The sequence below is a fragment of the Tropicibacter oceani genome (assembly GCF_029958925.1).
Classification (GTDB): Bacteria; Pseudomonadota; Alphaproteobacteria; order Rhodobacterales; family Rhodobacteraceae; genus Pacificoceanicola; species Pacificoceanicola oceani.
Genome location: NZ_CP124616.1, coordinates 3837383 through 3849580 on the forward strand (window position 1 = coordinate 3837383; position 12198 = coordinate 3849580).

At 64.3% G+C, this 12198-nt stretch carries 13 protein-coding genes; 9 read left to right on the forward strand and 4 right to left on the reverse strand.

The window, feature by feature from the left end:
• The first annotated feature begins 10 nt into the window (after positions 1-10).
• The 3 genes from ccoO to ccoP are packed head-to-tail and all read left to right on the forward strand — an operon-like array spanning position 11 to position 1838.
• Positions 11-739: a cytochrome-c oxidase, cbb3-type subunit II gene (ccoO, locus tag QF118_RS18400; RefSeq protein WP_282300492.1), complete on the forward strand. Its 729-nt coding sequence runs from the start codon at positions 11-13 to the stop codon at positions 737-739.
• A 10-nt stretch (positions 740-749) separates the two neighbouring features.
• On the forward strand, positions 750-941 hold the full coding sequence (locus QF118_RS18405) for a cbb3-type cytochrome oxidase subunit 3 (protein ID WP_282300493.1): 192 nt from the start codon (positions 750-752) through the stop codon (positions 939-941).
• Positions 942-953: 12 nt separating this feature from the next.
• Positions 954-1838 carry a cytochrome-c oxidase, cbb3-type subunit III gene (gene ccoP, locus QF118_RS18410; RefSeq protein WP_282300494.1) on the forward strand — a complete coding sequence of 295 codons (885 nt, stop codon included), beginning with the start codon at positions 954-956 and terminating at the stop codon, positions 1836-1838.
• Between the two features lie 420 nt (positions 1839-2258).
• On the opposite strand, the gene QF118_RS18415 is transcribed toward ccoP, so the two are convergent.
• Entirely contained in the window at positions 2259-2381 is a 123-nt protein-coding gene (locus QF118_RS18415; protein WP_282300495.1) for a hypothetical protein, read from the reverse strand.
• Positions 2382-2509: 128 nt separating this feature from the next.
• On the opposite strand from QF118_RS18415, the gene QF118_RS18420 reads away from it, so the two are divergent.
• From QF118_RS18420 to ccoS, 5 genes are all read left to right on the forward strand, one after another.
• Complete coding sequence (locus QF118_RS18420) at positions 2510-3400, forward strand: LysR family transcriptional regulator (protein WP_282300496.1); 891 nt, start codon at positions 2510-2512, stop codon at positions 3398-3400.
• Positions 3401-3524: 124 nt separating this feature from the next.
• Entirely contained in the window at positions 3525-4949 is a 1425-nt protein-coding gene (gene ccoG, locus QF118_RS18425) for a cytochrome c oxidase accessory protein CcoG (RefSeq protein WP_282300497.1), read from the forward strand.
• Positions 4949-5410, forward strand: a complete 462-nt coding sequence (locus tag QF118_RS18430; RefSeq protein ID WP_282300498.1) for a FixH family protein — start codon at positions 4949-4951, stop codon at positions 5408-5410. The genes ccoG and QF118_RS18430 overlap by 1 nt, the downstream gene beginning before the upstream one ends.
• 4 nt (positions 5411-5414) lie before the next feature.
• Entirely contained in the window at positions 5415-7601 is a 2187-nt protein-coding gene (locus QF118_RS18435) for a heavy metal translocating P-type ATPase (protein ID WP_282300499.1), read from the forward strand.
• A gap of 5 nt (positions 7602-7606) precedes the next feature.
• Positions 7607-7765, forward strand: coding sequence for a cbb3-type cytochrome oxidase assembly protein CcoS (ccoS, locus tag QF118_RS18440; protein WP_282300500.1), 159 nt, complete (start codon positions 7607-7609; stop codon positions 7763-7765).
• 31 nt (positions 7766-7796) lie between these two features.
• Here ccoS and QF118_RS18445 read toward each other — a convergent pair whose 3' ends face one another.
• Genes QF118_RS18445 through QF118_RS18455 form a run of 3 tightly spaced genes read right to left on the reverse strand, consistent with a single transcriptional unit; the run spans position 7797 to position 10946 of the window.
• On the reverse strand, positions 7797-9389 hold the full coding sequence (locus QF118_RS18445) for a GMC family oxidoreductase (protein WP_282300501.1): 1593 nt from the start codon (positions 9387-9389) through the stop codon (positions 7797-7799).
• Between the two features lie 44 nt (positions 9390-9433).
• The gene (locus QF118_RS18450) at positions 9434-10432 is read right to left on the reverse strand and encodes a Hint domain-containing protein (RefSeq protein ID WP_282300502.1); all 999 of its coding nucleotides are present in this window, start codon (positions 10430-10432) and stop codon (positions 9434-9436) included.
• 55 nt (positions 10433-10487) lie between these two features.
• On the reverse strand, positions 10488-10946 hold the full coding sequence (locus QF118_RS18455; RefSeq protein WP_282300503.1) for an Lrp/AsnC family transcriptional regulator: 459 nt from the start codon (positions 10944-10946) through the stop codon (positions 10488-10490).
• A 135-nt stretch (positions 10947-11081) separates the two neighbouring features.
• Here QF118_RS18455 and ald point away from each other — a divergent pair, with 135 nt between their 5' ends.
• Positions 11082-12197 carry an alanine dehydrogenase gene (gene ald, locus QF118_RS18460; RefSeq protein ID WP_282300504.1) on the forward strand — a complete coding sequence of 372 codons (1116 nt, stop codon included), beginning with the start codon at positions 11082-11084 and terminating at the stop codon, positions 12195-12197.
• Position 12198 lies beyond the last annotated feature (1 nt).

The window sequence follows — 12198 nt, forward strand, 5'->3', positions numbered from 1 at the left end:
ACCGGACACAATGGCAATTCTAGACAAACACGCAGTCCTCGAGAAAAACGTCACGCTTTTGGCAATCTTTGCCTTTCTCGCGGTGACGGTCGGGGGCCTGGTGCAGATTGTGCCGCTCTTCTACCTCGACAACACCATCGAGGACGTCGAAGGCATGCGCCCCTACACGCCGCTGGAACTGGCTGGTCGTGACATCTACATCCGCGAAGGATGCTATGTCTGCCACAGCCAGATGATCCGCCCGATGCGGGACGAAGTGGAACGGTATGGCCACTACAGCCTTGCGGCTGAAAGCCAGTACGACCACCCGTTCCAGTGGGGATCCAAGCGGACGGGGCCCGACCTTGCCCGCGTCGGCGGCCGGTATTCGGATGACTGGCACGTTGACCACCTGCGCGACCCGCAATCGGTCGTGCCGGAATCGGTCATGCCCAAGTATGGCTTTCTCGAAGCCAAGCTGATCGACGGCAAATACATCGGTGACCTGATGGCCACCCACGCCCTGGTCGGTGTGCCCTATTCGGACGAGATGGTCGAAGCCGGCCAGGCGGATTTCGCCGCGCAGGCAGATCCCGACGCCGATACCGATGGCCTGTTCGAGCGCTATGGCGAAAACGTCAACGTGCGCAACTTTGACAGCCAGCCGGGCGTTTCGGAACTCGATGCGCTGGTCGCCTATCTGCAAATGCTGGGCACGCTGGTCGATTTCTCGACCTTCACGCCTGACGCAAGCCGCTAAAGGGGGGATTATGGAACAGTATTCTTTCCTTCGGCAGCTGGCAGACAGCTGGGCGCTGCTGGCGATGTTCGCCTTCTTCATGGGGATCGTCTTCTGGGCCTTGCGGCCCGGATCCAAGGCGATCCACCAGGACACCGCGAACATTCCCTTTCGCCACGATGATCGACCTGCCCCCGTGCAGGCCGACAAACCCGCCGAATAAGGAGGCCGGGACATGAGTGACAAGAAAAAGAACGACGATCTCGATTATGAGACGACGGGACACAGCTGGGACGGCATCCAGGAATACAACAAACCCCTTCCGCGGTGGTGGCTGTATACCTTCTATGTCTGTATCGTCTGGGGCATCGGCTATACCATCGCCTACCCTGCCTGGCCGGGCATCAATTCGGCCACCGCGGGCATTCTGGGGTACTCGACCCGGGGCGAAGTGGCGGCTGAAATCGCTGCCGTCGAGGCCCGCAACGGTCCGATCAACGAAAAGCTGGCCTCGGTCGAGCTGTCCGAGATCGCAACCGACCCCGAGCTGAACGGCTATGCCATCAACGCCGGCAGCGCCGTGTTCAAGACCTGGTGCGCCCAGTGCCACGGGTCCGGTGCGGCGGGGGCCAAGGGTTATCCCAACCTGCTGGACGATGACTGGCTTTGGGGCGGCTCGATCGAGGACATCCACACCACGATCACCGTCGGCATCCGCAACCCCGACATCGACGTGGATTGGGCCCGTCAGTCGGAAATGCCGGCCTTTGGACGCGACGAACTGCTGGAACCTGAGCAGATCAACCAGGTCGTCAACTACGTCATGAGCCTGTCGGGTGAACCCCAGGATGCCGCAGCCGTGGCCGAGGGTGAAACCGTCTATCTGGACAACTGCGCGTCCTGCCATGGCGACGACGCAAAGGGCGACCGCATCCAGGGCGCTCCGAACCTGAGCGACGCGATCTGGCTGTATGGCGGCGACTACGACTCGCTGATGGAGACGGTGAACAACGCCCGCTATGGCGTGATGCCCAACTGGAACGAACGCCTCTCCGAGGCCGAGATCCGCGCCGTTGCCACCTATGTGCACGGACTGGGTGGCGGCGAAGCCTCTGAATAAGTCGTCCCTTCGACTTTGAAAACGAAACGGGCCGGGATTTTCCTGGCCCGTTTTTTGTTGCGCGGCGACCCCGGGGCGATGGGAAGCTCCCAGGTCAGGATCGCGTAAAAGATGTATCCAGAATAATATTCAAAAAACCGCGTATGATGGTGCCGATCTTGATTTGGGTCAAAGCCCGCAGGCCCGGTTTCTGAAAAAACTTGGGCCATAAGGTCGGGGCCCTCCCCCTGATCCAAAGACACCCCGCCCTGTCGGGGGGTATGACGCCGGTGCCTCGTCCTGTTCGCGCGTTTCCTGAGGCGCCGGCGTCCATTCACTCACCACCATCGCAGCGGATGAGGCAGGTCATGGACCTGCCTTGCGCCCCTTTGCCCGGTTTGTGCAGGGTCGCGGCGCGGAATGCGGAACAGAACACCCGGATCAATCATCCTTGTGCCCCCCATCCCGGGGACCGCGATAAAACGGCAGGTCCTTTTCGCGCAGCCCCAGCTTTGGCAAATCGGGCCGCAACCGGGTTTCCGGCCGCGCGCCCGTGGCTGTCATGAAAGTTTTTGCAAAGACGCCCAACATCCTATTATCCTTTTTGGCAAGCATTTCATGCAATCATCATCGGCATAGGGTCGATCAAAAGCGACTCAGGAAAAAATCTGATGTGTAAGCTGGGCTAACTTTTGAACTGGTCATCCCTGCCCCCGCTCAGCGCCCTGCGCGCCTTTGCCGCCTATGCCCAGACCGGTTCGGTCGCGCAGGCGGGGGCAGCGCTGAATGTCACCCATGCCGCCGTCAGCCAACAGATGCGCGCGCTGGAAACCCATCTTGGCCTGTCGTTGCTGGACCGCAGCGCCCGCAGCCTGTCCCTGACCCCCGAGGGAGAGATCCTGGCGCGCGCCCTGCTGGACGGTTTCGGCCAGCTGATCCAGACCGTCGAGGCCCTGACCGGCGCCGACGCCGGGCGCCCCTTGCACGTCGCCTGCACGCCCAGCTTTGCCGCCAACTGGCTGATGCCCCGGCTGGCAGGGTTCCGGGCGCTGTGCCCTGATGTCGAACTGATGATCAACCCCGACCCGCGGTTGACCGATCCTGCCCCCGGCGGCGTCGATGTAGCGTTGCGCTATGGCACCGGCCCCTGGAAAGGGCTGGACAGCCGGTTGCTGATGCGCGCGCCGCTTGTGGTCGTCGGCGCGCCGTCGCTGTTTCAATCGGGCCTGCCGCAAACCCCGCGCGACCTTGTGACCGTGCCCTGGCTTCAGGAACTGGGGCAGAATGAAACCAGCCGCTGGCTGGAGACGCGCGGCATTGTCGGCCAAAGGCTGGCCAGCGTCACCCATGTTCCGGGCAACCTGATGATCGACGGGGTGCGCAGCGGTCAGGGCATCGCCATCGCGACCCGCATCGCGGTGGCCGAGGACCTCAGGGCCGGACGTCTGCTGGCCCTGTTCGAGGACGCGGGCGATGCCGGCTATCACATCGTCACCGCACCCGGCGTCACCCGCCCCGCCCTGCGCGATTTCATCCGCTGGCTTCGGCGGGAAGCCGCGGAAAATCAAGGCGATGACACGTAAGCCCCCTGACCTTTGCGGGCAAAAAGCTAAATCGAAGATGTAGAATTTGATGCACATCAAAGAGCCGCCGCCCCCAACTTGGGAAAAGGGCCGCAACCTCATTCCTTAACGGAGCGATTCCCCCGTGTCCGACAGCAATACACCCGCCCCCAGCCTGTACAAATCGCGCGAACCGATCTTTCCGCGCCGCGTGTCGGGCAAATTCCGCAGCCTGAAATGGGTGCTTTTGACGCTCATGCTGGGTGTCTATTACATCACCCCGTGGATTCGCTGGGATCGCGGTCCGGAACTGCCGGATCAGGCGGTGCTGCTTGATCTTGCCGGGCGCCGCTTCTTCTTTTTCTGGATCGAGATCTGGCCGCACGAATTCTACTTTGTTGCCGGGCTTCTGGTCATGGCGGGGCTTGGCCTGTTCCTGTTCACCTCGGCCCTGGGCCGGGTGTGGTGCGGCTATGCCTGCCCGCAGACCGTCTGGACCGACCTGTTCATCCTGGTCGAACGCTGGATCGAAGGCGACCGCAACGCCCGCCTGCGCCTGCATCGCCAGCAAAAGATGGATTTCCGCAAATTCCGTCTGCGCCTGACGAAATGGACGATCTGGTTTGCCATCGGCATCGCCACCGGCGGCGCCTGGGTGTTCTATTTCACCGATGCGCCGACGCTTCTGGTCGATCTGTTCACCGGCCAGGCCCATCCGATCGCCTATACCACGATCATCGTCATGGGCGTGATCACCTTCTTCTTTGGCGGCTTTGCCCGCGAACAGATCTGCATCTATGCCTGCCCATGGCCGCGCATCCAGGCCGCCATGATGGACGAAGACACCCTGACCGTGGGCTACCGCGAATGGCGCGGTGAGCCGCGCGGCAAGGGCAAGGCCCGCGAAGGCCTGGGCGATTGCATCGACTGCAATGCCTGCGTGAACGTCTGCCCGGTGGGGATCGACATCCGCGACGGCCAGCAACTGGCCTGCATCACCTGCGCGCTGTGCATCGACGCCTGCGACGACATGATGGACAAGGTCGGCAAGCCGCGCGGGCTGATCGACTACCTGGCCTTTTCCGACGAAACCCGCGAACGCGCGGGCGAGCCGCCGCGCTCGGTCTGGAAACACATCTTCCGGCCGCGGGTCATCCTGTACACCACGCTGTGGTCGCTGGTCGGGATCGGGCTGGTCTTTGCCCTGTTCATCCGCCCCGAGATCGAGATGACCGTGGCCCCGGTGCGCAATCCGACCTTTGTGACCCTGTCCGACGGGTCGATCCGCAACACCTATGACGTGCGCCTTCTGAACAAGCATGGCGAATCGCGGCCCTTCCGCATCTCGGTGACGGGCAATGAATTCTTGCGCGTCCAGCTGGAAGGCACGCCTTATGAAACCGTGCAGGTTCCCGCGAACGAAACTTTCCTGCAAAAGGTCTATGTGATCGCGCCCAAGGGCTCCGAAGCCGCTGAATCGGAACGCATTCCCTTCCGCTTCTGGGTCGAGGATCTGACCAACGGCGACCGGGCACATAACGACACCATCTTCAACGGAAGGGCCAACTGATGGCGCGCGAACGCAAACTGACGGGCTGGCATGTGCTGGGCATCTTTGGCGGCGCCTTTGCCGTGATCATCGGGGTCAACCTGGCGCTGGCCTACAACGCGGTCAAAACCTTCCCCGGGCTCGAGGTCAAGAATTCCTACGTGGCCAGCCAAACCTTCAACCAGCGCAAGGCGCAGCAGGAATCGCTGGGTTGGTCGATCAAGGCGCAGCTGGAGGACGACCGGCTGATCCTGTCGATCACCGACAAGGACGGCCGCCCCGTCCAGGTCGGCAAGCTGGACGCGACGGTGGGCCGCCCCACCAACGTCAGCGAAGACCGCGTGCCCGAATTCGCCTACAACGGCCAGGCCTATGTCGCCTATGTCGAGCTGAACCCCGGAAACTGGGATGTCTGGCTCAAGGCCACGGCGCTGGACGGCACCGAATTCGAACAGCGTCTGGAAATGTCGATCGGAGGCTGATGACATGACCGCCACCCTGCGCAGCCCGGTTTCGGCTTGCCCCGCCTGCTCTGCCGCCCCCTCAGCCGAGGCGCTGGCCGCCGCGCAGGAACCGATCAAGGCGCATATCGTGCTGTCCTTGCCGACGATCCACTGCGCCGCCTGCATGGCCGCGGTCGAACGGGCGCTGAACGCCGCGCCGGGGGTGCGATCGGCCCGGGTGAACCTGACGATGAAACGCGTCAGCATCGAGGCCGACGCCGATGTCACCGCCGCAGACGTGATCCCGCTGGTCACCGGCGCCGGTTACGAGGCGCACGAACTGGACACCACGGCGCTGGCCGCCACCCAGACCGACCGCGCGGGGCGCGAATTGCTGATGCGGCTGGCGGTCGCGGGCTTTGCGTCGATGAACGTGATGCTGCTGTCGATCGCGGTCTGGTCCGGCGCCGAGGGCGCAACCCGCGATCTGTTCCACTGGATTTCGGCGGCCATCGTGCTGCCGGCCGTGGCCTTTTCGGCGCAGCCCTTCTTTCGCAACGCCTGGACCGCCCTGCGCGCCGGGGCGCTGAACATGGACGTGCCGATTTCGTTGGCCATCCTGCTGGCGCTTGCCACCTCGCTTTGGGAAACATCGCTGTCGGGGGAACATGCCTATTTCGACGCCGCCATCGCCCTGACCTTTTTCCTGCTGACCGGCCGTTACCTGGACCACCGGACCCGCTCGGTTGCGCGCAGCGCGGCCGAAGAACTGGCCGCGCTGGAAGTGCCGCGCGCCTGGCGCCTGACCGACGACGGCGAAGAAAAGGTGTCGGTCTCCGAATTGGCGGTTGGCGATCTGTTGCGCGTGCGGCCCGGCAGCCGGATGCCCGTCGACGGCGTGATCACCGAAGGCACATCCGAACTGGACCGGTCGCTGCTGACCGGGGAAACCCTGCCGATCTTTGCCGAACCGGGCCGCGAGGTCAGCGCAGGCGAGGTCAACCTGACCGGCCCGCTGCTGATCCGCGCGACGGCCGTGGGCCGCGACACCTCGTTGCACCGCATGGCCGATCTGGTCGCCGTCGCGGAAAGCGGGCGGTCGCGCTATACCTCGCTGGCGGACAAGGCGGCCAAGCTGTATGCGCCGGGGGTGCACATCCTGTCGGCCCTGGCCTTCATCGGCTGGTACATGTATTCGGGCGACCTGCGCGTCGCGGTGAACATCGCCGCCGCCGTGCTGATCATCACCTGCCCATGTGCGCTGGGTCTTGCGGTGCCGGCGGTGACCACCGCCGCCTCGGGGCGTCTGTTCAAACGCGGCCTGCTGATCAAGGACGCCACCGCGCTCGAGCGGCTGGCCCAGGTCGATACCGTCGTGTTTGACAAGACCGGCACCCTGACCGCCGGCGCGCCGGAACTGACCAACCTCGATGATTTCACCCGCCGCGACCTGGAAATCGCCATGGCGCTGGCGATGGGGTCGTCGCACCCCTTGTCGCAATCGCTGAGTGCTGCGGCCCGTGCGGCGGGCATCACGCCCGCCCCGGTGACCGCGATCACCGAGGTGCCAGGCTATGGCGCTCAGGGCGACTGGAACGGCCAGATGGTCCGCCTGGGCCGCGCAAGCTGGGTTGGCGGCAGCGCCGGCGAGATGACATCGGCCTGGCTGCGTGTCGGGGATGGCCCGGCGCAGGCCTTTACCTTTACCGACCGCCTGCGCGATGGCGCTGAAGAGGCCGTCCGCGGGCTGCAAGAGGCCGGCAAGACGGTGATCCTGATGTCCGGCGACACCACCGCCGCGGTCGAGGCGCTGGCAAAGCGGCTTGGCATCGCGCAATGGCTGGCAGAAGCCCTGCCCCAGGACAAGGCCGGCCGGATCGACGCCCTGACCCGCGATGGCGCCAAGGTGCTGATGGTCGGGGACGGGCTGAACGACACGGCCGCGCTGACGGCGGCCCATGCCTCGATTTCTCCGGCCTCGGCGCTGGACGCGGCGCGCGTCGCCTCGGACATCGTGCTGCTGGGCAATTCGCTGGCCCCCATCCCCGAAGCCACGCGCACCGCGCAAAACGCCACGCGCCGCATCCGGGAAAACTTTACCATCGCCAGCTGGTACAACGTGATTGCCGTTCCGCTGGCCGTTGCCGGGCTGTGCTCGCCCCTGATCGCCGCCTTGGCGATGTCGGCCAGTTCGATTACGGTGTCCCTGAACGCCCTGCGCCTGAGGTAAATGCCGTGAACATCCTGACCTACCTGATCCCGATTTCGCTGGTCCTTGGCGGAGCAGGCCTTGCCTTTTTCGTCTTTACCATCCGGTCGAACCAGTATGACGACCCCGAAGGCGACGCCCGGCGCATCCTGTCGGGCGAATACGACGATCACCCGAAACCCTGACGCTGAACAAGATTTTCGCCGAAAACTTCATTCAGCCCTGAGCCCGGCCAAGGATCATGTCCGCCGCCTTTTCGGCGATCATGATCGTCGGGGAATTGGTGTTGCCGCTGGTGATCGTCGGCATCACGCTGGCATCGACCACCCGCAGCCCGCCAAGCCCCTTGAACCGCAACTGCGCATCCAGCGGCGCCGCGGGCTCGGGTCCCATGCGCACCGTGCTGACCGGGTGAAAGATCGTCGTGCCGATATCACCCGCCGCCCTTGCCAGATCCGCATCACTTTCGAACGACGGCCCCGGCTTGACCTCTTGCGGGTTGTAGCGCCGCATCGGGCCTTGCGCCATGATCCGGCGCGCCTGACGGATCGCCGCGATCGCCACCTGCCGGTCGCCTTCGGTTGACAGGTAATTCGGGGCGATCACCGGCGCATCGCGATAATCTCCCGAGGCCAGCGTGATCGTGCCCCGGCTTTCGGGGCGCAGGTTGCAGACCGAGGCGGTCATCGCCGGGTAATCGTGCAACGGCTCGCCAAAGGCGCCCAGCGACAGGGGCTGCACATGGTATTCCAGATCCGGCGTCGCCAGATCCTCGCGCGATTTGGCAAAGGCACCCAGTTGCGACGGCGACATCGACATCGGCCCGGACCGCCTGAGCGCGTATTCAAGCCCGATCATCGCCTTGCCCCACAGCGAATTGGCTATGGTGTTCAGCGTCTTCGCCCCCTCCAGCCGCCACGAACAGCGCAGTTGCAGATGGTCCTGCAGGTTGGCGCCGACCCCCGGCGCATCCTTGTGAACGGCAATCCCCAGCTCTGCCAGCTGCGCCGCGGGTCCGATCCCGGACAGTTGCAGGATCTGCGGCGAATTCACCGCCCCCGCCGACAGGATCACCTCGCCGCTGCAGCGTGCCTCTTGCGGCTGGCCGTTCCGGTCATAGGCCACGCCCACCACCTGTCCGCCGTCAAGGATCAGGTGTTTGGCCTGCGCCCGGGTTTCGACCTTGAGGCGGTCGTTCGTCGCCGTCCGCAAAAAGGCCTTGGCCGTGTTCATCCGCCAGCCGCCCCGCTGGTTCACCCGGAAATAGCCGACCCCCTCGTTGTCGCCGGTGTTGAAATCTGTGACCTTGGGCAGCCCTTCGGCATGGGCGGCCTCCATCCAGTCATCCAGCACGTCCCAGTGCAGGCGCTGGTTTTCGACCCGCCATTCGCCGCCTGCGCCGTGCATCTCGGACGGGCCTTCGACATAGTCTTCGGAGCGCTTGAAATAGGGCAGCACGTCGTCCCAGCCCCAGCCCGTCAGCCCCATCTGCCGCCAGCCGTCATAATCCGCCGCCTGCCCGCGCAGATACAGCATGCCGTTGATCGACGAACATCCGCCCAGCACCTTGCCACGCGGATACAGCAGGGACCGCCCGTTCAGACCGGGGTCATGCGCCGTGCGATAACACCAGTCGGTGCGCGGGTTGTTGATGCAGTACAGATAGCCCATGGGGATATGGACCCAATGGTAATTGTCCTTGCCGCCCGCCTCGAGCAGCAGGACACGGCGCCCGGCCTCGCTCAGCCGTTTGGCCAGAACGCAACCGGCGCTGCCCGCGCCCACGATGATATGATCCCAGTCCGCCATGCGATCCCCCAAAGCCCTGGGCCACGATGGACCGCCACGAGGGGTCAGATCAAGGCCGCTTCCCGCTTTGGCAGCCCCCGGCCAGAGATCAGTTCCATGGCCTCGCGCACGCTCAGCACCGGGCGGCACGGCGTCAGGCCCTTTTCGCCGATGATCTTGCGGACCGCCGCGCGATCCTCCGGCGGCAGGCACTCCATCACCCGGCGCCCAGGCAGCAGGCTTTCGCACGGAGCGCCAGCCGCGATCAGGATATCGTGCCGATCCAACAGGATATGGACATAAGTCACCTGTTTTCGTGGCACCCGCCTGATCTTGGCCTCATCGACAAGGGCGATGGCCGGCACCAGCACCTCGCGAGAGCCATGCTTGTCCTCGGCCTTGGGGCTGGTGATCAGAACGCGGTGCTGAGGAGACAGCTTGATCGGTGCGAAATTCCCGATCGCCCCGCGTGAAAACCGCACGGGGGCGGATTTGCCCATGGCCTCGACCGTCCTGCGACCGATCCACTGCACCGTGGCCGCAGGCCCCGCCCAGGTACAGACCTTGTCGCCCACCTCAAGACTGCCGGCGCGGCGCAGTCCCAGCGGCGTGTGAAGGCGCACGGTCTTTTCGAAACAGACGAATTCGTGACTGTAGCCGGAGTTTTGATCCGCCGTGTAGAACTGCGGCTCGGCCGATGGATTGTAGTTGGTCCAGTACCAGTTTTCCAGGTCCACACCCGGCGTCCAGACCACCTCGGCCGGATCGCCGTTTTCGTCCGTACCCTTGAACACGATGACCCCGCCACTGACGGTGGGCGACGGATCGCTGCGCATCACGACCGCATTCATGATGCTGCCGCCGCCAGCGCCGCCCCAGGACACGTCATAGACGTCGCCGGGTTCGAACAGGCGCGGGTCGTCGTCGCCGTCATGCGTGGTGATCACCAGATCCTTGGACCCGTTCGGCGGGTTGTCAAAGCGCGACTTTCCCACGGACGTGCCAATGTTGCTGCCGGTGGCAACAGCAAATTCATTGTCAATCGCGTAGATACTGAAAGCCATCCGGCCCTCCTGCTGGAGGCCAGACTTTCGCAAAAAATGGCTAAGTCGTCGTTAACTAGACCGGCAGGGCCGTCGTCTTGAACACGGTTCGAAGCGCAAAAGAAGATTGCATTTGAGCAACCCCGGGCAGCCGCGTCAGGTATTGGCGGTGGATGCGGGCGAAATCTTCGGTGCCTTCGGCGACGACCTTCAGGATATAGTCGGCGGTGCCTGCCATCAGGTGGCATTCCAAAACATCGGGCACCCGCGCCACCGCCTTTTCAAAAGCATCCAGCACATCGTCGGCCTGCGCCTGCAGGGTGATTTCGACGAAAACGGTGGTCGGGAACCCCATCTTGCGCGCGTCCAGCAGCCCGACATAGCCGCGCAGGATGCCTTCGGCTTCCAGCCGTTGCACGCGCCGGTGACAGGCCGAAGGCGACAGGTTGACCCGTTCGGACAGATCGGCGTTGGAAATGCGCCCTTCGCGCTGAAGCACGCGCAGTATCCGGCGATCCGTCTCGTCCAGCTCCATTGCCGCAGATTCCTTCTGATTTTGGCCGCATTCTTCGAAGAATTTTTCGATAACCTGCTGTCCAGCGCACCAAGTCTGCACGGAAATTGCAAGCGAAAACCGGCATGCTGTGACGACAGCGCTCAGGAGGATCCCATGAAGATCGGTTGCCCGAAAGAAATCAAACCCCAGGAATTCCGCGTCGGGTTGACCCCGAATGCCGCTCAGGAAGCGGTTGGCCATGGCCATCAGGTGATCGTCGAAACCGGCGCCGGACTGGGCGCAGGGTTCACCGACGAGGATTACCAGGCCGCCGGCGCGACCATCATCGGCACCGCGCAGGAAATCTTTGCCGCCGCCGACATGATCGTCAAGGTCAAGGAACCCCAGCCCGCCGAGCGCAAGATGCTGCGCGAAGGTCAGTTGCTGTTCACCTACCTGCATCTTGCCCCCGACCCCGAGCAGACCCATGACCTGCTGGCCTCGGGCTGCACTGCCATCGCCTATGAAACCGTGACCGACGATCGCGGCGGCCTGCCCCTGCTGGCCCCGATGTCCGAGGTTGCAGGGCGGCTGGCACCGCAGGTCGGTGCATGGACGCTGCAAAAGGCCAATGGCGGGCGCGGCGTGCTGATGGGCGGCGTGCCCGGTGTCGGCCCCGCGCGGGTTCTGGTCATCGGCGGCGGCGTTGTCGGCACCCATGCGGCGCGCGTCGCCGCCGGGATGGGCGCCGAGGTTACCGTTCTGGACCGCTCGCTCAACCGCCTGCGCTATCTTGATGACGTCTTTGGCAGCAGCTTCCGCACCGGTTATTCCAGCGCGGGGCTTCTGGCCGAACACCTGGCGCAGGCCGACATGGTGATCGGCGCCGTTCTGGTGCCCGGCGCTGCCGCGCCCAAACTGGTCAAACGCGCCGATTTCGCCTCGATGAAGCCGGGCGCGGCGCTGGTGGACGTGGCCATCGACCAGGGCGGCTGTTTCGAGACGTCGCGCGCCACCACCCATGCCGATCCGGTCTATGAGGTCGACGGGATCATGCATTACTGCGTCGCCAACATGCCCGGCGCCGTGGCGCGCACCTCGACCATCGCGCTTGGCAATGCCACCATGCCCTTCATGCTGGCGCTGGCGGACAAGGGTTGGAAAAAGGCCTGCGCCGACGATCCGCACCTGCTGAACGGGTTGAACGTGCACGCTGGACAGCTGACCTATGACGCGGTGGGCAAGGCGCTGGGGATCGACGTGGTCGCCCCGGCATCGGTGATCGCGTAAT

What these genes read in the sequence shown, in the direction of transcription:
- ccoO (WP_282300492.1), top strand. Translation starts at nt 11, where the DNA reads ATGGCAATTCTAGACAAACACGCAGTCCTCGAGAAAAACGTCACGCTT.
- QF118_RS18405 (WP_282300493.1), top strand. Translation starts at nt 750, where the DNA reads ATGGAACAGTATTCTTTCCTTCGGCAGCTGGCAGACAGCTGGGCGCTG.
- ccoP (WP_282300494.1), top strand. Translation starts at nt 954, where the DNA reads ATGAGTGACAAGAAAAAGAACGACGATCTCGATTATGAGACGACGGGA.
- QF118_RS18415 (WP_282300495.1), bottom strand. Translation starts at nt 2,381, where the DNA reads ATGACAGCCACGGGCGCGCGGCCGGAAACCCGGTTGCGGCCCGATTTG.
- QF118_RS18430 (WP_282300498.1), top strand. Translation starts at nt 4,949, where the DNA reads ATGGCGCGCGAACGCAAACTGACGGGCTGGCATGTGCTGGGCATCTTT.
- QF118_RS18435 (WP_282300499.1), top strand. Translation starts at nt 5,415, where the DNA reads ATGACCGCCACCCTGCGCAGCCCGGTTTCGGCTTGCCCCGCCTGCTCT.
- QF118_RS18445 (WP_282300501.1), bottom strand. Translation starts at nt 9,389, where the DNA reads ATGGCGGACTGGGATCATATCATCGTGGGCGCGGGCAGCGCCGGTTGC.
- QF118_RS18450 (WP_282300502.1), bottom strand. Translation starts at nt 10,432, where the DNA reads ATGGCTTTCAGTATCTACGCGATTGACAATGAATTTGCTGTTGCCACC.
- QF118_RS18455 (WP_282300503.1), bottom strand. Translation starts at nt 10,946, where the DNA reads ATGGAGCTGGACGAGACGGATCGCCGGATACTGCGCGTGCTTCAGCGC.
- ald (WP_282300504.1), top strand. Translation starts at nt 11,082, where the DNA reads ATGAAGATCGGTTGCCCGAAAGAAATCAAACCCCAGGAATTCCGCGTC.